The organism is Candidatus Cybelea sp. (assembly GCA_036489315.1).
Lineage (GTDB): Bacteria > Vulcanimicrobiota > Vulcanimicrobiia > Vulcanimicrobiales > Vulcanimicrobiaceae > Cybelea.
The window spans coordinates 77,584-98,636 of the sequence record DASXFZ010000040.1 but is presented as its reverse complement, the minus strand read 5'-3'; the positions used below and the strand labels follow the sequence as shown (position 1 = coordinate 98,636).

Below are 21,053 nucleotides of genomic sequence, written 5' to 3'. Positions count from 1 at the left end.
GCTCCAGTTGTTCTCGCTCGTCGCGCGTAAGATTGAGGTCTCGCTTGGGTCGGCCACGAACGGTTTGCCTGGATTTCCTCACTTATCCAGTATACCAAAAGTCTCGTGTTATTGCAATGAACTTATAACTCACAACACTAGCGTTAATTTACAAATACCCCGCGGGCGGCAAGCCTATTAGAACGATCACAGGCCAGCCCGGAGCAGGCGTAGCCGTTAGCGCCGCGCCGTCCTTTGGCCCGGTTAGACGAGATGTAAGAACTCGATTTTAAAAGGCGCTTCTCGTCGTCCTGCCCTCTAGACTTTTTCGCGGTGCCCTTTCGGCGCGCGCGCGGAACTGCTCCGCCGACTTCGGTCGATCGATACTTGTATACAAATATTCCTACGAAATCCATGCAGAGTCCGGGACCGTTATGCAGCTAGCAACGGGCTCCAGGGCGCCTTATTTGTCTACAGCACGCACGAATAAATCGACGCAGCGTGTGCTATCGTTCCAAAAAAAGACGACCGGTATTACCGTGGCAGACTACCCCTACCTGGAGAAGGGAGGTAAACGATCGCGATGCTGGCGGCCCTTCTCTTCACCGTCGCGCTGTCACCAACTCCGAGTCCCAAACCGAGTCCAAAGCCGGCGATAAAGAAAACGCGGCATTATCGGACGATCGGCCACGTAGCCTCCCGCGAACGAAACCAAAATCTTGTCGGCAAGGTGCCTGCAGCCTCGGTCGGTACGATCGATCAAGAGCAGATAAAGACGCGACCGGTGCTGCGCCCCGGTGAAATCCTTGAGGCGATCCCCGGCCTGCTCGTCAGCCAACACAGTGGCGAAGGGAAGGCCAATCAGTACTACCTGCGGGGGTTCCAGCTCGATCACGGCACCGATCTGGAGAGCACGATTGCCGGCACGCCGATCAATCTCCCGACGCACGCGCACGGCCAAGGGTATTCGGACATCAACTGGCTCATGCCCGAGCTCGTCAGTTTCGTCGAATATCAGAAGGGACCGTACTATGCGGCGACGGGTGATTTTTCGACTGCGGGGGCGTACACCTTATACTACAAAAACACCCTGGACGCACCAATAACGGAGTTCGGCATCGGTAACTATGGTTATGGCAACGTGCTGTTCGCCGGTTCGCCGCGCGTCGGCGTCGGGAACCTGCTCTACGCCTTTCAGATTTACCACGATAACGGCTCGTTTGAACGGCCCGACGAGTACGCCAAGTTCAACGGCGTTCTCCGTTGGAGCCGCTCAACGGAAAACACCGACTTCAGCGTCACCGCTATGGGATACCATGGAACGTTTCAATCAAGCGATCAAATTCCGCAACGCCTTGTCAGCGATGGGGAGCTAAGTCCCTACGGCCTCATCGACCCTTGGGACGGCGGCACGACCTACCGCTACTCTCTGGCGAGCCAGTGGCAGCACAGCGATTCGAACGGCACGACGGAAGTCAACGTATTCGGATTTGCGCAATACCTCAACCTATTCTCCGACTTTACTTACTACCTCGACGATGCGACGGACTACTACAACGTCACCCGCAACCCCATAACGTGCACCGCCGGGTACAAAACCTGCAATCCGAATGCCGCGCACGTACCAAGCTATATCTCGTACTGCCCCGCCAACGACGTCCCCGGCGCGGCGCGTGCACCCGTACACTCGGTGACGCCGGTTCCGTTCGTCTTCGCCTGCGGCGACCAGCGCGAACAGCTCGACCGTCGATTCGTTTCGGGTGCGAACGCTTCGCGAACGTTCAACCCTTCGGGGAGGGTGACGACAACGGCCGGAGCCGGCGTCCGAAACGACAACATTCCAACCGTGGAACTCTCTCTGGTACACGACCAGATCCCGTATCCGAATGGTACGCTCAGCCTCGCGCACGTCGTGGAGCGAGACACCTACGGGTGGGTTCAGAGCCTCCTGCGAGTCGGCTCCAGGCTGCAGCTGACTCCCGGCCTGCGCGCGGACCAATACAGCTTCAACGTCAACGATAGCGTCGCGGCCGATTCGGGGCTTGTGAACGCCGGCATCCTGAGCCCGAAGTTTACGGCGGCATACGTCCTCTCGCCGTCGCAAGAGCTGTACGCCGATTGGGGCGAGAGCTTTCATAGCAACGACGCGCGCGGAGTCACCGACACGCTCGATCCTCAGACTCAGGCTCCGTACAACGCGCTCGGTCAGGCGGTTTTACAGAATACGCCGCTCGCTCGAGCCGCCGGCCTTGAGTTTGGATACCGCTATTCGCGGGGCGGCCTTAACAGTACGATCTCGCTCTGGCAACTCCACCTCAACTCGGAGCTGGTCTTCGACGGGGATGCCGGCGTGACGTCGGCGGGCGGCCCCACGATGCGGCGCGGCATCGAGTTTGCCAACTTCTACCAGCCCAAGCCATGGTTGACGTTCGACGCCGACATCGCAACCTCAAATGCGCGCTTTCTCACCGACCCGCAGGGCCTGGGGACCTTCGTTCCGGAGTCGATCAACGTCGTCACTGCGGCCGGCGTAACGGTCGACAAGCCGGACTATGCCGCAAGCCTGCGCCTGCGCTATTTTGGACCGCGTGTGCTGGATCAAGCGGGCGACGCGGTCTCGGCGGCCTCCGTGACCTATAACGCGCAAGGCACTTGGAAGACGCATCGAGGCTACGACATTGTCGCCGATGTTTTTAACATCTTCAACGCCCAAACCGACGACGTGGAATACTACTATCAATCCTGGCTGCCGCAGGACGCCGCCAACCCCGCCTTTGCGAGAAATCCAGCCGTCAATCCGGCGCTTGGGGGCGGCGGCGTTAACGACTATTACTTCCACCCGGGCGAGAAGCGCACGGTGCGCCTAAGCATCATTATCCATTAGTATTCGGGAACTTCTCCGCCGAACATATAAGACAGCATTAAGAGCCATCGCTGAAACAACCCCTGTCGTCGCCGCATTCGTCGCTTTTCGGTCGCGTTCTCGACCGGCACCCTCAAATCTACACAGGAGCCATTTTTCGCGTTGCAAAAACCGCAAGAGGGGCCAAGCGTCCGAAAGTAAGGAGTGAAAATATAATGAATCGTATGAAAGACATACGGGGAGCAATTGCGTCTCTCGCGGTAGCCGGGACTCTTGTTGGATGTGGCGGGGGCGCCGCAACGGCGCCATCAAACGCGCTGCTGCCGGCCTCGCAGATGCGGCCGGAGCGCGCTCCGGTTATCGACCAGCGATGCCCCTCCGAGAAGGGCGTTTCCGCAAAGCCGTGCGTGGTGAAGCTCTCGGCCGGCACGCCCGAAGTTACGGTGACCACCGCGGGTCCCAAAGGTGGAAAGTTTACCTTCCACGACTCAAAATGTACGTCCAGGCTGATCGCTACCATCAAGGGAAAACGCGGCTCCTATAAGGTAAAGGCGGGAACTCACGGGCGAGGGCAGTGCGTGGCCACCTTCGTCGATTACAGCGCCGCGGGGAAGCGGCTCGGTGCGGCTAAGGTGATTATCCTAAACAACGTGGACGAGGGCTCATAAGCGCCCGCTCTTGTTGGCGCCGTGACTTTCGCACCACGGCGCGATGGGTCGAAAGCCTCAACCGCGGCGTCGAAAGCACCAAGGCGCGCGGCTCGACAGTTTAAAGAAGCAAGATTAAGCTAGCGTCTATATTGTCGGGCGCTTAAGGGAGCATTGAATTGCGACGGGTACCTCTTTTCGCATCGGTCACGGTTTTATTCGTCGGCCTTTCGGGCTGCAGCGGCGATGGGCGGGCTGTCGCAACACCGGCCTTGCCCAGCCTCGGTAACGCCGGTGTTCGGATGCCCGCAGTGCTCGCCGAAACTCCTGATGCCGCCGGCGAAAAAATTTACGTTTCGAACTCCGCAGCCAACAACATCGCCACCTATACGTCGGCCGGAAAGGCCGCGAAGCCGACGATCACCAAGGGCATAAACGACCCTGGTATTATCGCGGTCGACGCAAAAGGCAATATCTACGTTCCGAACTACGAAGCTGACACCGTCACAAAATATACGTCGAGCGGAAAGCTAATCAAACCAACCATCACCGTCGGTCTGAACGAGCCGACCGGCGTGGCGGTCGACGCGCACGGCAAGATCTACGTATCAAACGCCTTCACGTCAAACGTTACGACGTACAAGTCAAACGGCCAGCAGACGACGCCGACCATTTCGAACATCGACGGACCTCGCGGCATTGCCGTCGACAAGAACGGGAAGATCTACGTCGCGAACTTTGGTGCGGGCATGGTGACCACGTACACCGCCGCCGGCAAGGCGACCAAACCAACGCTCACCGGGCTCAACGGCCCCGGCGGCGTCGCCGTCGATAAGAATGGGAAGATTTACGTTACCAACTACTACGGCAACTCGCTCGTCACGTTCACGGCAAGCGGAAAACCGACGACTCCCACGATCGCGACGGGATTAAGCGCGCCGTTCGGCGTAGCGCTCGACGCCGCCGGAAAGATCTACGTGATCAACCATAGTCCCGAATCGCTCGTCACGTTCACACCCAAAGGCGCACCGAGCACGCCGACGATCACGACGCTGAGCGAGCCGTGGGGTGTCGCTATTCACTGAGGTCTGCCCTCGCCCACCCGGTACGGCGCCGTCGTCAGCCTGGATCGTACGCGATGCCGCCGAGCTGCTTGAACTTCTTGTCGGTGTAGGTTTGCACCACGCGGCCGCTGGGGAACTTGACGAGCACCCCGTCGAGATCGCTCTGATCTGCTCCGAAGAGTTCGGTACCCTTCGAAGCGATTGCGAATTCGCCCCAGTTACCGCCGGTCTGCATCGATTTGCCCGTCGGCGATCCGGACTCGGTGTACTCGGCGACCTCGTTCGTGGTACCGCCCGCTGAATCGACGATCAACAGGTTTCCAGCGGGATCCGGAGCGACGTCGACGGGGTTTGGCAGACTGCTCAGAAGCAGTTTGGCTTTCTTGCTCCCGGCGGGATACTCGACGACGTAACCCGGCGGGCTGAACACCGTCGCGGTGGCAAAGATGTTTCCAGACGCGTCGCACGAGACCGACTCTGTCTCTCCGTAGGGGTCAGTCAACGAGCCGGTCGGCCGGTGCTTTCCGTGGGCAAAGACCGCGATAGATCCGTTCGCGACGTAGAGCACGCCGTTTGCGCACAGTGTCGGAGCCAACGCGTGCTGGGCGTCGTGGTATTCGGAAGAAGCCTTGGTCGCGCCGCGCTTGAAGACGACCACGTCCTGGCTGCCGGCGTTGGCCACGTAGAGTCGATGTTTGGCGTCGATGAAGAGATACGAGGGGTAGTCGATGCCCTCGGTGAGCCGGCCGACGAGCGCCCCGCTCGGCTTGAAGACGTCCACGAAGTTCCCGAGGCTATCGGCGACGTAGACGAGGCCGCCGCGCGGTTCGCGCAAGCCGATCGGCATCGCAGGAACGCTGATACTGCTGGTTCGGCTTAGGTTTGCAGCGGTTGGCGGCGCAACATTCCCGCCGCAACCCGCCTGCGCGGCGATAGCTGCAAGGGGCGCGATGACGCTCATCGCCCGCCGGCATATTGCCCGAATACTCATGAACTCACCTCGTCTTGTTACCGAACGACGCTTCACCCTGGTGTCTGCGCGTCCTCCGCTTCATCTTTAATTTCAGCCCTTGCCGACTCGTCGACGATCTCGACCGATTCGATCTCCTCGGCGTTTGGTATCGCCGCCAGGCGCTCTTCGGTGGTGCCGAGAGACGGGTTGACGTCGTGCCACTGGATCGCAAACGGTGCGTGCACTCGAATCTGCGCTTCGAAACCCGCGATGAGCTGGCCCGTTAACGTGCGGCCGCCGCTGACCAGCCGAACATTCTGATTGGCGTACCTCTCGAGCTCTTCGTTTGTCATCTCGGCTTCTTCCTCAGGCCGGCGAGCCTGCCCCGTCGGGGCGCGGGCAGCGGGTCGCCGAACGGCGCCAAAACTAAAGAGCGGGACCGGCATCGCCGGCCCCGCTCTTTATATTCGACTTGGAAGTTACGGAGTGTACTCGAAGATCGTTCCGACCCCACCCTTGGGGCCTTTCAGATTGCCGCCCCAGATCGTCACGCCGTAGAGCGCGCCGTTCATCACGGTAAGGTTGGCGTACGGAACGCGTCCGCCCGGTCCGCCCGTGAAACTGTGAAGCACCTGCTCTGAACCCGACGGCGAGATCGAGTAGATCGTTCCTTCGCTCGTGGGCTTGCGCTGTACGTCGGGACCGGCCTGCTTGCCGCCGGTGCCGCCGTACGCCGTCGTGCCGTAAAGCACGCCGTTGAGCACGGTCAGGCCGTCGAACGGCTCGATGCCGTCGCCCTTTTCGCCAAAGCTGTGCAGCACCGTCTCCGATCCCGAGGTCGTAAGCGCGTACGCCGTTCCTTTATTATGCGCTCCGCCTTGCTGCGTCGTTCCATACAGAACTCCGTTGAGCTCGGTTAAGCCGGCGAACGGAAAGGCGCCATCCGTTTTACCGGCTTTGAAAGTGTAGAGAACGGAGTAACCCGTGCCGTTGGGATTGATCTTAAAGACGGTTCCGGCGCGTTGCGTTCCGCCTGAAGAGGTCGTGCCGTAGAGAACGTTGTCGGCGTAGAGCAGCGTACCGAGCGGCCAAGAGCCGTCATCTCCGGCTTGGAAACTATGAATGACCTTTTCGGTGCCCGATGGGCTGACGCTGAAAACGGAACCGACGCCCGCTGCGCCCCCATAGTAGGTCGTCCCGTAGATCGTTCCGTTAACGTTCGTTAAGCCGGCGCGGGGATCGTTGCCGTTTTTCCCAGTGAAGCCTACCACCAAATGCTCGGTGCCGGAGGGCGTGAGCGAATAGACGGTGCCTTCATTCTTTTTGCCGCCCGTTTGCGTCGTTCCGTAGAGCGTACCCTTGACGTCGATGACGCCGGCGTACGGCCGAGTACCCGAGGTGAGGCCCGCAAACCGGTAGACGACGGTTTCCGTGCTTCCGTCAAATGAAAAAACCGTTCCGCATCCGATGCCTGGATAGCAGCTTTTGTCCGGACTGCCGCCAAAGTTCGTCGTGCCGTAAAGGAGGTTGTTATCGGCGAGCAAGGTACCCACGGGCACTTTCCCGTCGCGCGACGACTTGAACGCGTGAAGCACCTTGAAGCTTCCACTGCTCGAACTCTTCTTCGCCGTTTGGCCCAACGTGGGCATTGACGAAGTTGCCGGCATGCTAGAGCAGCCAGACAGAATGATGATGCACAAAGCTAGACCCACTCTTCGCATGAGGTTATACTCCGATCGTCCTTGACGTAAGTAGCTGGACCTTCCGATTTAAAGCGGGTCTCAGCTTCGCCGATTCGGTGCGGGCCCCTGCCCCGCGCAGCTTACCGAGTTCACGCACGACAGGCAAGGATTCAGCACCCTTCCGCAGAGAATCGGAAAGATCACCGTCGGTCAAAACGATCGGTGCCCTTTCCAATCGTTACTTATGGAGGTTTTGTCATGGAGCTTCGCGCTTGGCGCTCATTCATACCAGCAGCAGTAACATTACTGGCAGTATCGGCGTGCGGAGCACCCACGGCCTCGGGCGGCGACGCAATGAGTCCTGCGGTTTCGGCGCCGCTTGGCGCTGCTGGAGCGCAACGTCAGGTTGATAGCAAATCGATTCTCAAAGTTCTCACGAAGACCGTAGTCATCGGTTCGACCATCGACCCGAAGAACGGCGATCAGAATCCGCGTGGTCTGACGATTGCCCACGGTAGCCCGCACGGCACCTTGACCAAGGGGCAGCTTGTCTTTTGCAACTACTCCGATTCGTCGGGCAATCCGGGTGCTGGAACGAGCATCGACGTCCTCAATCCGAGCGCAGGCTCGACTCCCCAACGCTTCTTCGATAACGCTCTGATTAAGGGATGCGTAGGGACGGCGGTCCACCCGCACGACGGAACCGTTTACGGCGCGGGTGAGGCCAGCGGTAATCTCGTCGAGATCGGCAAGAAGGGCGCGGTCGAGAAAACCTACGGCGGCAAAACGTTCGTCACGCCGTTCTCCGACATCGTTACCAACCCGTCGCAGAACTTTTCCCCACTCTACGTCTACGTCGGAACGACTAAAGGAACCGTCGTCAGCATCAGCGTGGGCTTCTATGGGAACGGAACGGCGACCGAAGTGGCAAAGGGTTTTGCCACGAGCAAAAATTCGCAGGGCGGCCTCGCACCGTCAGGTTTCCAATACGACCAGGTCAACGATACGCTGTATATCGTCGACGGCGCGAGCAACACGATCGTCTCGTTCTTTAATGCGAGCGACCTTCTGGACAAAGACGAAATCATTGTCCAGCCTGGCGGAAAGACATTCAAGTGCCGCTACCCCAAGACGTCCTGCGGTAAGCTTGTGATGAGCGGGTCGCCGCTGAACGCACCGATGGCCTCAGCCGTGCTTCCCAATGGAAATCTCGTCGTCGCCAATACGCAGGGGACGGCGAACACTCTGGTCGAGCTGACGCCAACCGGTAAAGTGCTCGATACCAAGGTCGTCGATACGAGTTCGACACAAGGCGTATACGGGCTCGTCGCACGCGGAACGACCGATGCGAACACCGTACTCTTTTTCACCGATTCAAACAGCAATACGGTTCAGGAGCTGACGCGTTAACGGCGCTCCTTCTCCCCTCCTAAACGGTTCCCGCAGCAAAAAGACCTGCCCCCACTTCGGGGGCGGGTCTTTTACGCGCGCGGGTCTTTGGCTACCAGTCGGTGTCGGGCGCGAGATACGAATGCTTCTCATGCATGAAGTACGATTTGCCTAAGCTTGAGACGATCGGCTGGAACGGAATCGGCGACTGCTTGTAGTTGAAACAGTCGACGATGCTCTTCGACGACTTATCCGTCGTATTCAGCGTGCCGAGACTCCAGTTTTGCTCGATGTACTTCAGAATGCTGCCAAACTCGTAGTTGGTCTTGGAAATGTAGCCCGCTTTTGCGTAAGGAGATATAACGAGCATCGGCACACGTTCTCCGGGGCCGGCGTACTTGCCCAGCTTCCCGGCTCTATTGTCGTAAAAGCCGCCCCAGTCGTCCCAGACGACAATAATCGCCGTTGAGTCCCAGTACGAACTCTGGCCGATCGCATTGACGACGGTGGCGATCCACTCGGGGCCGTTGTCCGTGTATTTGCCGCCCATTTTGGTGAACGGATGATCGGAGTTGCCCCCCTCAGGTATGACCCACGACACCGCCGCCAGCTTGCCGGACTGGACGTCGCTCAAAATTTTCGTCTCGGGGGTCGAGATATTACTCGTCCATTCGGGTCCATATCGCACGGGATAGACGACGTCAAACGCGCTCCACAACTTACCGTCAATCTGGCTCGATGGCGGCGCGTAATACATCCACGTTATGCTTTTCGCATCGAGCCGATCGCGAAGCGTGAGATACTTATTTTTGAACTTGTTGGAGCACGGGAAGGGGCCTACTTTCACAAACTCATTACCCGGAGTGATGAGATGCGTCGCCGTTCCCGGGGTGGCGTCGCAGCCCCACCAACACGTGCCGCAGGTGGGATCGTCTACCAATGCTTTGTTACGTTCGACGACCGTGCCGCCTCTGATCAGATCTTGGTGTGCCGTAAAACTGTCGCTCGCCTGGGTCGTGAACATGTGCTCCGCCAGGGCGTACTGCGAAGCCAGCGTCCAATACGGTTTGACCTGCGTAGGGTCGGTATACTGATAAGGGTACGTGCATTCGAACAATCCGACCCCGCCGAACCGGATCAAATCGAAAGCGTCCAGCTTGCCGCCATCGTACGCAATCGAGTACCCGCTCTTCCACGAGTGGTTCAGGTCCTTGGTGAGGACCAGCGGCATCTCTTTAAGGGCCAGCGCGCCACCTGAGATCGGCGGGCTGCAGTTCGAATTGGGCACGGCTTGGCCGGTCGTCGTTCCGTCGGCTCCAGGAAATGTCGCAAAAAGATCGTTGAAGCTTCGATTCTCCTGGATCATGAGGACGATGTGCTTAATCGGGGAACTCGCCGTATGCCTCTGAGCGCCGAACGGCAGCCGAGCGGCAGGAAGCGACGACGACGGTGCGTTGCCGCCGCAAGAGGCGAGCACGATGGCGGCCGTCCAGCACGTAAACGCGTAACGCAAGAAATTCGAAATGGTCATCCCTTTCTCCGTAAACGTCGATGGTCGCGAAGACCCGTTTTAGCCCCAGCACGGCATCACCTCGCGGTTGGCGTCTTCAGATGATCTACGTCAACTTGAAAGTTCGGGGTTCCCAAGCTCTCCGAAGATATTACGGATTGCACGGCCAAAATCAAACGAAATCTATGACGCTGGTTCTTTCGTACCATGAATTCATGTTGAAATGGCCCGCATATAGCAAATAAGGGGGATTCGCATAGAGCCCGCAGTGTTCTATTATTTAATAGCTAGGGGATCCTAGCAGAGAGAGCGGACACAGGGGACCGAAAAACGCACGGTCCCCCTCTCAACGAAGCTACCGTTGCTGCTGAATAAGGACAGAGGCTCGCGGAAAGGCAGTACCGTGAGCCCCATGAGGGGTCCAATGGGGGTTAATCGGGTGGCCGCTCTCTCGAATCCTCCAAGCCTTCGCACCTTCCGTCGCGAAGGTAGTTCGATGCGCTTCGCGGTGAAAGTGATTTTGGGCGTCGGCCTCTTTGCCGTCGGGCTTTGGCTCCTCCTAGCCCAATCGGGCCTTGCCATACCGCGGCTGAGCTACCAAGGCTTCGAAGCCTACGAGTTGCCGGCAGGCTTCGGATTCGTCATCGCCGGCATTCTGGTACTGTGGCTGTGGAAAATCAAAGAGTCGACCGCAACGACGATCCAGACCACGGCGACCGGCGAAGGCGGTCAGCAGACGACCGTCACCACCACCACGACGACGCAGACGGCCGAAGAGTACGCGAAAGGGCGAAAGCCCGGCGCCTAAGTCGGCGGCGGCGGCCGGTCTTCGTTACCGCGATGGCGGTAGACGATTCGTCCCTTGGTGAGATCGTAGGCCGAGATTTCGACGTCGACTCGGTCGCCCGGTAGAATTCTGATGCGATGACGGCGTAAGCGGCCGGCAATGTGGGCGAGGATCGTATGACCGTTGTCGAGTTCGACGGAGAAGGTCGCGCTGGGGAAGACTTGCTTGATGCTCCCGGCAACCTCGAGCGGCGCTTCCTTGAGGTTTTCCGGCTTCGGGCCGCGCTGCTGCTTGGGGCCAGTTCGTGGTCGAGGTCTGCGTGCTGCTATGAGATGCTCCTAACTTTGAAAGACGTGCTTGGTTTTTGCGACCCGCCATTCTTCCGGAGGGTCGCCCTCGGCCCCTACGGCTGCGGGTGCTGTTGAAGCAGCTGCCCCAGGGTCTGCGCGAGCAGAGCTCGGTTGCGGAACTGCGCCGACAGCGGCGTGACCGTCGGAATCTCGCTCAGGCGCTCCCCCGGAATCGCCGCGCCGATCGGTCCGTAGGGCAGCAGCGAGTAACCGGCCACCGCGCGAAAGAGCAGCTCGGCCCAAAAGGCGTTCGCCCAGCCGAACTGCGGCCGCGTGAAGTGCGCCGGATCGTCGGGATCGTCGGGATCGACCGACTCGTGCATCAAGCCGTTGAGCGTATCGCTCTGGTCGAGCATCTTGATCGCGTTGACGATGTCGTCGCGCGAGGTCGTGGTCAGCGCCGCGCCGATGATGCCGAGCGGCCAGATCCAGCCCTTTGGCGTGTGCGGGCTGCCGAGGCCCGTCGCGTACTTGCCCGTGTAATAGTACGGGTCGTCGAAGCTCAGCGTGAAGCGCCGCGTATTAAGGTAGACCGGATCGGTGGTCGCGCACCAGCCGGTGAACGGCAGGGCCGTCAGGTTGGGGAGGTTGGCATCATCCATCAGGTTGTTATTGCCGTAGCCGTCGGTCTCGTAGACGTACATCCACCCGCCGTAGCCCGCACTGAACGTTCGTCCGTAACGCTGCACGCCGGCTTGCACTTGGGTAGCGATGGCGGTCGCGTCCTGGGCCAGCTGATCGTCCTTGAAGGCCTCGCGCGCGAAGGCGGCTACCAGCTTCATCGCCACGACCGCAAAGGCGTTCTGCGGAATGTTGAAACGATAGGTCACCGGATCGTCCGACGGCCGAAAGGCGCTCCAGATCAGGCCGGTGTTAGGATTGTACTGGTCGTGCGTCGGAACGGGGTTCGGCCAGGAGTAGTGGCTGCACGTTGCGTGCTGCTGCTCGCACTTGAGCACCGCGACGATCTTCTGCAGCGCGCTGTGCACGGTCGGCGTGAAAATGCCGCGGTCGCGCGTATTGGCGTAGTAGACGAAGATCAGCACGACCGGCCACGAGAGCGAGTCGATCTCCCACTTGTCCTCCCACACGCGGTAGTCGGCGCTGAAGGCCTCCGCGTAGGGGTTGACCATGATGTTCTTCGCGTCGCGCTCGACGACGCCGTAAAACGTCTTCCTCAGGTCGGGGTAGTCGTGGACGAAGCGAATGTACGGCATCGTCTGCGCGGCTGAATCGCGTAGCCACATCGCCGGAATGTCGCCCGTCTGCACGTACGTCGTGCCGTCGCTCTCGCTAAAGAAGTTAGCGAAGAGCTGCTGGAAGAGCGTCTCGGCGACGACCGGGCGGATCTGAGTCTCGATCGGAATCGTGAGAGTTTGCGCTCCGGCCGGCGGGCATACGGCCAACACCCAAGCCACGCCGAGCAAAAACGCGCGCCTCATCGGCGAGGCGCTTGCCCGCCGCCCAGCCCGCTTCCTGCCGTCGCGACAGGCGCCGGAGCCGGCGCGCGGAAGCTCAACACGTGGCGGCGGCGTTCTCTATCGGGCTCTTCTTCTGGATGATCGTGTCGGCGATCGGAACGATGATTTATTTCCTGCCGTCAATCCTCGCCGTCGTCGCACACCGCCGCAACTCCGCCACGATCGTCGTTCTCAATATTCTACTTGGCTGGTCGTTCATCGGTTGGGTCGTCGCGCTCATCATGGCGCTGATGAAGGATCCCACGCCGCTACAAGTCGTTCACCTGCACCAGCAGGTCTACTCTACTGCAAGACCACCGGGAACATCGATCGAACCGGTCGTCGCCGACCGCCCTGAACCCGGCCGCGACCAAACAAAACTTTCTGGCTAATCTCGCGTCACCTAGGCGCCCGCCCGCCGCCGGTTCCACGGGGGCCACCGACGGCGCGTCGAATCTCCGGAAGTTATGGCACGACTTCAATGGAACCGGCTTCTTGTTCGCATCGCTGGGATCGCTCTTCTCGCCGGCTGCGGGGGTGCGCAATCGACCGTTCCCGCTGGAGTGGCCGTGCAGCCTCAAACGACACGTCGCGCGCCCGCGGGCGACTTGCTCTACGTCGTCGGCCATACGGCGACCTGGGCCTACGTGTACGTGCTGTCGTTCCCCGCGGGTCGGGTCGTGTACAAAATATCCAAGCAAATTACCGGCCTTTGTTCTGACCGCCAGGGTAACGTGTACATGACGCAGTCGTTCCAATCCACATCAACGATCTTCGTGTATAGACACGGCGCAAAAAAACCGATGGCGACGTTGTCCGACCCAGATAATGGCGCTGCCTCTTGTGCCGTCAATCCGAAGACCGGCGACCTCGGCGTCGGTAACGTTGAGGGCGGCACGCTGCTCATCTATCCGCACGGACAAGGGAAGCCGAAGCGATACTACTTGTGGCTCTCGCCGAACGACCTCACGTACGACTCCGAGGGCAATTTGTTCGTACTGGGTGGCAACAGCTATGCAACCCTCGGCGAGCTCATCAACGGAAAGTTCAAGCGCGTGATCCTCTCTCCCCACGTTCCGAATCCAACGGGTCTTCAGTGGGACGGGAAACATATCGCCGTCGGAGGCGAAGCTGGAAGCTCGTCATACTACTACTACGGACAGATCAATCGGTACGCGATCGACGCGCGCAAAGGTTCCTTGAAGGGCTCTACAACCCTAAGCACCGACGCCGCACGGTTCTTCGTCCGCGGTTCGACGCTGATCGTCTCAGATGGCTATACGCTGTACTTTTTTTCCTATCCCGCCGGAGGCGAACCAACCAAGACTATAAAGGACGTCGACGAACCCGGCAGTATGACGGTGAGTGTAGCGCCATGAACCTGACAAAGGCCATGTGCCTTTCGGCAGTCGTCGCTTCCCTAGTTACCGCCGGATGCGGAGCACTCCAGCAGCAACCCGTGATTCCGTCGCAGGCACCGGCGGCGGCGCGGCTCGCGAACTCCAGCGATCTGCTCTACCTGATCGGCTCCTACGGCGCGCGTAAGCTCTCCGTCTTTACCTCGCCCGCCGGTCAGCCGCAGCACAGCGTGCTGATGCCTCACGGCGGGGTCTATCTCTGTTCCGACGCGCGCGGCCACGTCTTCGCACCCACGTACGACGTCATTTTCGAGTACGCTCATGGCGGCCGGCGGCCGATCGCGGAGATCGCAGATCAAGGGGCGCGAAGCGACCAGTGTTCCGGGGATCCCATGACGGGCAATCTCGCCGTCATCAATACCGTCAAGGTGACCAGTTGCAGCGTCGCAATATTTAAAGGTGCGAAAGGGCCGCCTGCGATCCACACAGCTTCTCGATTTCGAATCTGTCAGTACCCGGCCTACGACGCTCGGGGGAATCTCTTCGTTGTCGCAAGCACGCAAACCAAGTCCTATCTCTTAGAGCTGCCGTATCAAGGCGATAAGTTCACGGCCTTTCTGCTAAACGAGCAGCTCGCAAACTTATACGATATGCACTTTGATGGACAGTACCTCGCGGTACAGGCGAAGGAGCTTGGCACCGAGGATCGCCCAATCGTAATCTACCGGGTCAAAGTTTCGGGAACAAAACTCGTCATCGTGAAGACGCTCCGCTTTGGGGGCTGGCGAAATCAAGTCGAGTACTTTGCCGTAGCGAACGGCTACCTCCTCACGAATATAGGAGAGAGCGAAGTCGGCGTTTGGGCTTACCCGAAGGCCGGGGGAATGCTATCTCATTTTACCGCGGTCGACTCGCCAACCAGCTACGCGATCAGCGTCGCACCGCAGCGCTAACCCGGCAAGGGCGCCGCGGTAAACTCGTAGAGCCGGCCGTCGTCGCTCGCGGTGCCCGTAATCTTGCCGTCGGCAGACATCGTGCCGCGCAGCGTAAGCCCCATTCCGATGTAGAGCTGAACGTAGCCGTCATTTTGGCTGACCGTGCCAATAACGGGGACAGTGTGGTTATCGAGCGGATCCGGGCCCACCGATGTGCCGGTATACTTGCCGCTGATCGTCCCGTCGCTCACGGCGAGCGTCATCGTCCCGGAACGCGGAATCCCCGATGTTCCGAAGATGGGAGCAAAGGCTGCGACATAAGGCGTGTTGCGCGCGCCGCCGTCGATCGTTGCCGCCGGCGCGGCGAGCGGCCCGGCCGACAACGAAATCGCGGCTGCCAGCATGGCGACGCATTGAATTACCGATTTCATACGCTAACATAAACACTCGCGGGCACCGAAGCGGCTGAGGCCGAGATGAGCGAACGATTAAATGCGCAGAATCTTCCCCGTCTTCACGACTTCGAATGCACTGCCCGGAACGTTCTTGAGCTGATCGAGGTCGTCGTCGTTCCAACAAGACGATTGCTTGCCGCCCTCACCTTGGAAGTACCAGTTCGATCCGTTGTCCGCTACGAACATGCCGTACTTCTTCATCGCCGTTGCGATCACGAACGACTGCCCCGTCAGGCCGGAGATGTCGTACGAGGCTTTCATCCGTAAGCGCAGACCCATCGGCGGCAGGGTTGGATCTGGGCTGTCGCTCGCGTAGTGCGTCGCGGGATGGATAAATCCCATCTGCGTTTTGGTGAACGTCACGCGCAGCGCGTGGTCGATCTCGCCGGCTTTCACTTCGTCGCACTTTATGAGGGCGGGAAGAATCGGCAGGCCCGCGGCGTCGGCCAAGGTCCAGCCATTGGGCCGCAGCTTGTTGCTGTTCAGATGGAAGAGCGCCCCCGATCCCGCCTTCCATTTCTTGCCGCCGTCGAGCGGATAGGCACTCCACATTTCGTAGAGCTTGCAGGCCCCTTGCTGCAGCACGAGCACGTGGCGGTCGCCGTTCGCATGCCGTCCGCCCTCGATCTGCGCGTTGGGCGGAATCGGGTACGGGCCCGGATCGCTCTGCGAAGCGTAGCCGAACGTCACCGGCACCTTCTTCTGACTCTGCGGCACGATATTGAACGGAATCCCGTAGTGCGGATTCTCTCCGAAATCCGGGTGCAGGTTGCCAGGGAGCGCCGCGATGTATGCATCGGAGTTCTTGTCGAGCGGATACTGCGATATGTCGGTGTTCCACCAGTTGTCGGCGGGAAAGATCTGGCAGCCGCCGACTACCGGAACGTCGGCCATTCTCAGGCGCACCGCCGGATGCACGCTCGCACCGTTCGCGCCCGGCGCGAGGCTGCCGTTTCCGCAGGCGGGGAGAATCGCAGCGGCAAGCGCCAAGGGAAGCAACCGTCGCATGTACCCGAGGATTGTAGCACGAATGACGGCGCGACATGTTACTCGCTGCTGCCGCACTCTGTACCATCACCGCGTTTCCGCGTTATGGAACCTACACGTTAACGCCTCAACTGCACGGACCCGGCCTCGTCCTCGACGGCGCCGGTGCCGCGTACTCTCCCGACTCGACGCTGCGCTGGCTGCACGACCGCTTGGTTGGCCATACGAACGCGCGAGGCGGCAACGTCGTGGTGCTCCGCGCGTACTCGAAGAACGTCGACGATCGTCACTTCTATCAGGCCGGAAACTTCGCATCCGTGCAGACGATTCTGATTCCACCCTGCGCGACGGCAGCGCAAGTCGATGGCGTCGTGCCGCTCATCGATAAGGCCGACGCCGTCTATTTCGCCGGCGGCGATCAAGCCGACTACGTGCGGTGGAAGGGGACGAAACTGATCGATGCGATCAAACGCGTCTACGCGCGCGGCGGAGTCGTCGGCGGCGGCAGCGCCGGCCTGGCGGTGCAAGGCGCGGTGATCTATGATTCGGTTGCGGCCGATAATGAAAAAACCGAGACGCACACGAGCGACGCCGCCAAAGATCCGCTCGAGTCGCGCATCAGCTTCACGACCGGCTTCTTCGATTGGCCGGCGCTGCGCGATACGATCACCGATACGCACCTGGTCGTGCGCGATCGTTTGGGCCGCACGCTTGTCTTTCTCGCGCGCATCTTTCACGATAACCTGCTGCCGGGCGTGCAGCAGATCTACGCGCTCGGCATCGATGAAGGCAGCGCGGTCGTCGTCGATCCCGACGGGATAGCGACCGTTCTGAACGACCACGGCGCGCACGGCGCCTATCTGGTGCGTACCGATACCCCGCCGCGGCTGGAACCGGGCAAGCCGATTCACTACACGGTCGAGATCTCGCACATCGCGAAGAACAACGAGCGCTTCGATCTGCTGCACAAAAACCCGCCGGATCCCTGGTACACGATCACGATCGACGGCGCGAGCAAACCGGTCTACAGCACGAATCCCTATACCCGGTGAGCGACGAAGCCTTCTACGACCGGCTCGAACGCCAGCTCCGCGCGCTGCTCGAAGAAGAGCGCGACTTCGTCGCCAACGCCGGCAACTTCGCCGCGCTGATCCGCCACGAGTTGCCGGACGTCAACTGGGCCGGCTTCTATATCGCCAATCCCGCCGAGGAGCTGGTGCTCGGTCCATTCTGCGGGCGACCCGCGTGCACGCGCATTGCTCCGGGGCGCGGCGTCTGCGGCGCCGCCGCAAAACACCGCGCGACGCTGGTCGTCGACGACGTCGACGCGTTCTCCGATCACATCGCCTGCGACGCCGCGTCGCGCTCGGAGATCGTCGTCCCGATCGTACGCGGCGACGGGCTGTTCGGAGTCTTCGACGTCGACAGCCCGGTGACGGCTCGATTCAGTGAGGCCGACCGCGCCGGCCTCGAACGTCTTGTCGGAGTCTTTAGCGAATTGCTGGACTAGCGGCCCGGCATCCCCATCTCGTGATGCGGCGGCAGGCTGTGGAGCACGATCCAGCCGGCATCCCGCATCATCATCTGATTCGGCATCTTGTGGTCTTGGTCGTTATGATGACGTTCGGGCATGTTGGGGAATTGGGTCTTTAACTGGCTCATGATCTGCTGGTGCATCTGTTCGGCCTGATTGCGATATTGTTCGTGAGCGCTGATGATGCGCGAGCGTTCGCCGGGCGAGAGGATCGAATCGATCCGCTTGGCGGTAGCCTGAGCATCGGGGTTGGCGGAAACGGCGAGCTCGCCGATCTCGGCGGCGATCGCGCGGCGGTGCACCGGCGTCATGTCTGAAAGAATCTGCGAGCGCAGCTGCTGGTGAAGCTGCTCTTCCTGCTGTTTGAACTGACCGAAGAACTGCTTCATCTGTTGGCGCTGCTCTTGGGAGGGGGGCGCCGGGGCGTTGTTGGCGGTCTGCGCGACCGCGGAGATGGGAAGCACGCTGAGGGCGAGCGCCAGCGCGAAAAAATGCTTGTTCATGCAGCCAGTATTGACCTTGAATCTGTAAATCTTTCTGAGACTGCCGTCTGATGACGACGCCGCCCCCGCAAAGAGCCCGACGGGCCGCCACTGCTCCGGGGTGCCGGCGGCCCCGGTACCCTCGGCGGCGGCGGCGGTTCGTCCTATGCAGAGCCGGACAAATAACGCGCCAAAGCGCCGTTTTGCCCAGCTCGCAGCAGCGTTCTACGCTGACGCGGTCTCAAAGTGCAGCGACTTGCGAAACTGTTTGACCGATTCTGCAAGTATCTCTCGCTGCGGAACCTCGGTGTTTTCTTGGAGCCGGGGGAACGCCTTATTCTCCTCTTCGTCGATATGATGTCGAACGGCATCCGCGAACTTCTCCGCCTTTTTGGCGAAATTCGTTTCGTCTTTCTCCTTTAGCATCAGGTCGAGTTCAAAGAACAGCATGTCTGCCTCCGAGGTCTCGTGGTAGAGATGCTGTGCCTCCAGCTTGCTGCCGGCCAACTTGTTGATCGCCGGATAGACGAGGTTTTCTTCGGTCGCATTGTGGATCGTCAGCACGCCCGCCAACTGCTCGAGCAGCGACTTGCGTTGCGTGCTCGCAGCGCTGACCAATTCGCCGAGCAGCGTCTTGATGACTTGATGATCGTTAGTAAGGATTTCGACCGCGTCGTTTCCTTTCACGGGAAGCATGGTCGTATCTATTTGCATCGCTGAACCCCTTATCGTAATGAAGCTTGAAAATCTATGCTGCTAGACCGTTCGGCTTGAGCAGAACCTTGCGGTAGCCATCTATTCGTTTGTCGAACTCCTCGTAGCATCCGGGGCGGCGTCGAGCGGCAAACGGTGGCTGACGAAGAAGCGTAAAGCGGCCTTTCCTTCCAGACTACTGCGCGCATGGTCGTGACGCTCTCCCGTTGCTCATACTTTGTTAGACGGCAATGTACCCACGCTGCAGCGAAACCATCGCGGGAAAGCGCGAATTTTGCTGTCGATCCCCGCCGGCAAGCTCTACGATCAACCCGGAATGGTCGGAGAGCCCGTCGAGACGAAAGACGTGATCGTACTCGGCCGAGGTCAGGGTCGGTAAAAGTGCCGGCGACAAGAACGCCTTGTCGATGCGCCAGCCGCCGCCGGCCCGCGTTCGCGCCGGTACGGATACCAGCTGAAATCGTGCTCGTCCGGATGCAGAAAGGCCCAGGCTTCGATCCATTCCCGCTCGAGTTCGGCATACAAGTCCGCCGTGCTGAACCAGTCGAGCAACCTTCCCGATCGCAGGTTGATCTCGATGTCCGTTTCGTTCCGGCCCGAGTTGAGATCCCCGATGCACATCGCCTTATCGCCGGCTTCCTTGTGACGCCCGGCCGCGGCGATGAGACATCGTAGATGGACTCGCTTACGGTCCTGCCCTGGGAGATACGCGCCGTACACCTGCAGATGCTCGAAGCGCGCGAAAAGCACCGCGTACGGATACTCCTCGTCCGACAAACCGAAGGGATTGGCCAACGGCTCAAAGGGTTCGGCGGAAGCAATCAGCACGCCGTTTCCGCGGCTGGCGGTATACGCCTGATTCGTAAGGCCAATCTTCTCCAGCTCGGCGCGTAATAAAGCGCCCGCAGCATTATCGCGGTATTCGGAAAAGACCGCCGTCTCGATATCTAGATAGGCTGCCCGGCGAGCGACCTGCGGAATGCTGACGGCGTGGCCGCCCGCCCGCAGGTTGAGGGCCAGAATCCGCACGTACGGCTATTTCTGGGCTTTTTCAAACTTCTTGTGCCCCTGCTCGATCAATTTATATGCGTCCTTGCGCGTGCACTGGCCCTCGAACGTTATCTTGTTTCCCTCTTCTTCAGAGTACTCAACTAAAAAGCGCTCGATGCCCTCGAGCGTCTCCTTCGGCACGTCTTTGATTTCGTCGAAGCCATCGGTCTTGAGCGCAACGCCTTTCTGGCGTCGCGGACAGGCGACGAGCCGGTTGTTCTTCACGCCGTTTTTCTCGAGCAGAACCCCGCCGATCACGCGCACGTCGAGCAGGCACCCGGAAAAGGTCGGCGCATCGTTGAGCACGAGCACGTCGAGCGCATCCCCGTCATCGCCGAGCGTCTGCGGAATGAAGCCGTAATCGTACGGCCACATCAGGCCTTCGGCCAGCGTCATCTTCAGCCGCATGATTCCGTACTTGGGCTCGAACGCGAACTTGTGACGGATGCCCGCGGGCGTCTCGATCACCGCAAACACCAGGTCCTTTTCCTTGGGAACCAGGGTCGGAATCATATCGTAGTTCGTCGCATTGACGCTCTTGCTCATACCCGCAATCTACCCAACGCGCCGGCAAGGACCTGCTTACAGGAAGTGGATCGCCTGCTCGCGGCTAATGCGCGGCGGCAGCGTCGCCACGTCTAGATCGGCGACCGCCTCGAAAACGACGGAGGGTCGGCGCTTCCCGAGCGGGGTACGTACGTACCGATGCCAGGGTGCGACCGCTTCGCTTATGTCCGCCGCCTTGCCGAACGCGAGCTCATGATTCATTCCTATGACGGCGCAATTTTGACGCTTTTCTACGATGGGCTAGGCGCGATGTCGGCGCGCGGTTGAGCTTGGCGCGCCGGCGGGTAC

The 21,053-nt window shown here is 60.2% G+C and carries 23 protein-coding genes and 1 pseudogene; 10 read left to right on the top strand and 14 right to left on the bottom strand.

The genetic code is table 11. The features are described 5' to 3' along the window. Positions 1–562: 562 nt before the first annotated feature. From VGG51_08715 to VGG51_08705, 3 genes are all read left to right on the top strand, one after another. Positions 563–2,863, top strand: coding sequence for a TonB-dependent receptor (locus tag VGG51_08715; protein HEY1883109.1), 2,301 nt, complete (start codon positions 563–565; stop codon positions 2,861–2,863). Positions 2,864–3,066: 203 nt separating this feature from the next. Beyond that, positions 3,067–3,510, top strand: a complete 444-nt coding sequence (locus tag VGG51_08710; GenBank protein ID HEY1883108.1) for a hypothetical protein — start codon at positions 3,067–3,069, stop codon at positions 3,508–3,510. Positions 3,511–3,791: 281 nt separating this feature from the next. Further along, on the top strand, positions 3,792–4,574 hold the full coding sequence (locus VGG51_08705) for an NHL repeat-containing protein (GenBank protein ID HEY1883107.1): 783 nt from the start codon (positions 3,792–3,794) through the stop codon (positions 4,572–4,574). A 34-nt stretch (positions 4,575–4,608) separates the two neighbouring features. Here VGG51_08705 and VGG51_08700 read toward each other — a convergent pair whose 3' ends face one another. From VGG51_08700 to VGG51_08690, 3 genes are all read right to left on the bottom strand, one after another. After that, entirely contained in the window at positions 4,609–5,544 is a 936-nt protein-coding gene (locus tag VGG51_08700) for a hypothetical protein (GenBank protein HEY1883106.1), read from the bottom strand. A 32-nt stretch (positions 5,545–5,576) separates the two neighbouring features. Then, complete coding sequence (locus VGG51_08695; protein HEY1883105.1) at positions 5,577–5,858, bottom strand: hypothetical protein; 282 nt, start codon at positions 5,856–5,858, stop codon at positions 5,577–5,579. A 126-nt stretch (positions 5,859–5,984) separates the two neighbouring features. Then, complete coding sequence (locus tag VGG51_08690) at positions 5,985–7,154, bottom strand: choice-of-anchor tandem repeat GloVer-containing protein (protein HEY1883104.1); 1,170 nt, start codon at positions 7,152–7,154, stop codon at positions 5,985–5,987. A gap of 387 nt (positions 7,155–7,541) precedes the next feature. Between VGG51_08690 and VGG51_08685 the strand changes: the two genes are divergently transcribed. Beyond that, a complete protein-coding gene (locus VGG51_08685) occupies positions 7,542–8,597 on the top strand; it encodes a hypothetical protein (protein HEY1883103.1) in 1,056 nt (351 codons plus the stop codon). 91 nt (positions 8,598–8,688) lie between these two features. On the opposite strand, the gene VGG51_08680 is transcribed toward VGG51_08685, so the two are convergent. Then, complete coding sequence (locus VGG51_08680) at positions 8,689–10,107, bottom strand: alkaline phosphatase family protein (protein ID HEY1883102.1); 1,419 nt, start codon at positions 10,105–10,107, stop codon at positions 8,689–8,691. Positions 10,108–10,582: 475 nt separating this feature from the next. Between VGG51_08680 and VGG51_08675 the strand changes: the two genes are divergently transcribed. Further along, positions 10,583–10,894, top strand: a complete 312-nt coding sequence (locus VGG51_08675) for a hypothetical protein (protein ID HEY1883101.1) — start codon at positions 10,583–10,585, stop codon at positions 10,892–10,894. On the opposite strand, the pseudogene infA reads toward VGG51_08675, so the two are convergent. Together infA and VGG51_08665 are read right to left on the bottom strand one after the other, a co-directional pair. Beyond that, positions 10,891–11,133: pseudogene (infA, locus tag VGG51_08670) on the bottom strand (translation initiation factor IF-1). The gene VGG51_08675 and the pseudogene infA sit on opposite strands and share 4 nt — an antisense overlap. Positions 11,134–11,276: 143 nt before the next feature. Next, positions 11,277–12,665 carry a glycoside hydrolase family 125 protein gene (locus VGG51_08665; GenBank protein ID HEY1883100.1) on the bottom strand — a complete coding sequence of 463 codons (1,389 nt, stop codon included), beginning with the start codon at positions 12,663–12,665 and terminating at the stop codon, positions 11,277–11,279. An 80-nt stretch (positions 12,666–12,745) separates the two neighbouring features. Here VGG51_08665 and VGG51_08660 point away from each other — a divergent pair, with 80 nt between their 5' ends. The 3 genes from VGG51_08660 to VGG51_08650 all read left to right on the top strand — a co-directional run bounded on the left by VGG51_08660 (position 12,746) and on the right by VGG51_08650 (position 14,994). Further along, a complete protein-coding gene (locus tag VGG51_08660) occupies positions 12,746–13,075 on the top strand; it encodes a superinfection immunity protein (protein ID HEY1883099.1) in 330 nt (109 codons plus the stop codon). A gap of 75 nt (positions 13,076–13,150) precedes the next feature. Continuing rightward, positions 13,151–14,062, top strand: a complete 912-nt coding sequence (locus VGG51_08655) for a hypothetical protein (protein HEY1883098.1) — start codon at positions 13,151–13,153, stop codon at positions 14,060–14,062. After that, positions 14,059–14,994: a hypothetical protein gene (locus VGG51_08650; protein ID HEY1883097.1), complete on the top strand. Its 936-nt coding sequence runs from the start codon at positions 14,059–14,061 to the stop codon at positions 14,992–14,994. The genes VGG51_08655 and VGG51_08650 overlap by 4 nt, the downstream gene beginning before the upstream one ends. On the opposite strand, the gene VGG51_08645 is transcribed toward VGG51_08650, so the two are convergent. Together VGG51_08645 and VGG51_08640 are read right to left on the bottom strand one after the other, a co-directional pair. Then, positions 14,991–15,407: a hypothetical protein gene (locus VGG51_08645; GenBank protein ID HEY1883096.1), complete on the bottom strand. Its 417-nt coding sequence runs from the start codon at positions 15,405–15,407 to the stop codon at positions 14,991–14,993. The two genes, VGG51_08650 and VGG51_08645, sit on opposite strands and share 4 nt — an antisense overlap. A gap of 57 nt (positions 15,408–15,464) precedes the next feature. Next, complete coding sequence (locus VGG51_08640; protein HEY1883095.1) at positions 15,465–16,439, bottom strand: hypothetical protein; 975 nt, start codon at positions 16,437–16,439, stop codon at positions 15,465–15,467. Between the two features lie 35 nt (positions 16,440–16,474). On the opposite strand from VGG51_08640, the gene VGG51_08635 reads away from it, so the two are divergent. Continuing rightward, positions 16,475–17,470, top strand: a complete 996-nt coding sequence (locus tag VGG51_08635) for a cyanophycinase (protein HEY1883094.1) — start codon at positions 16,475–16,477, stop codon at positions 17,468–17,470. Continuing rightward, the gene (locus VGG51_08630) at positions 17,467–17,928 is read left to right on the top strand and encodes a GAF domain-containing protein (protein HEY1883093.1); all 462 of its coding nucleotides are present in this window, start codon (positions 17,467–17,469) and stop codon (positions 17,926–17,928) included. The genes VGG51_08635 and VGG51_08630 overlap by 4 nt, the downstream gene beginning before the upstream one ends. On the opposite strand, the gene VGG51_08625 is transcribed toward VGG51_08630, so the two are convergent. From VGG51_08625 to VGG51_08600, 6 genes are all read right to left on the bottom strand, one after another. Beyond that, entirely contained in the window at positions 17,925–18,455 is a 531-nt protein-coding gene (locus VGG51_08625) for a hypothetical protein (protein HEY1883092.1), read from the bottom strand. The two genes, VGG51_08630 and VGG51_08625, sit on opposite strands and share 4 nt — an antisense overlap. Before the next feature lie 204 nt (positions 18,456–18,659). Then, the gene (locus VGG51_08620; protein ID HEY1883091.1) at positions 18,660–19,130 is read right to left on the bottom strand and encodes a hemerythrin domain-containing protein; all 471 of its coding nucleotides are present in this window, start codon (positions 19,128–19,130) and stop codon (positions 18,660–18,662) included. A 238-nt stretch (positions 19,131–19,368) separates the two neighbouring features. After that, the gene (locus VGG51_08615; GenBank protein ID HEY1883090.1) at positions 19,369–19,542 is read right to left on the bottom strand and encodes a hypothetical protein; all 174 of its coding nucleotides are present in this window, start codon (positions 19,540–19,542) and stop codon (positions 19,369–19,371) included. After that, complete coding sequence (locus VGG51_08610; protein HEY1883089.1) at positions 19,515–20,177, bottom strand: hypothetical protein; 663 nt, start codon at positions 20,175–20,177, stop codon at positions 19,515–19,517. The genes VGG51_08615 and VGG51_08610 overlap by 28 nt, the downstream gene beginning before the upstream one ends. A 6-nt stretch (positions 20,178–20,183) precedes the next feature. Further along, complete coding sequence (locus VGG51_08605; protein ID HEY1883088.1) at positions 20,184–20,744, bottom strand: inorganic diphosphatase; 561 nt, start codon at positions 20,742–20,744, stop codon at positions 20,184–20,186. Between the two features lie 36 nt (positions 20,745–20,780). Beyond that, a complete protein-coding gene (locus VGG51_08600; GenBank protein ID HEY1883087.1) occupies positions 20,781–20,966 on the bottom strand; it encodes a hypothetical protein in 186 nt (61 codons plus the stop codon). Positions 20,967–21,053 lie beyond the last annotated feature (87 nt).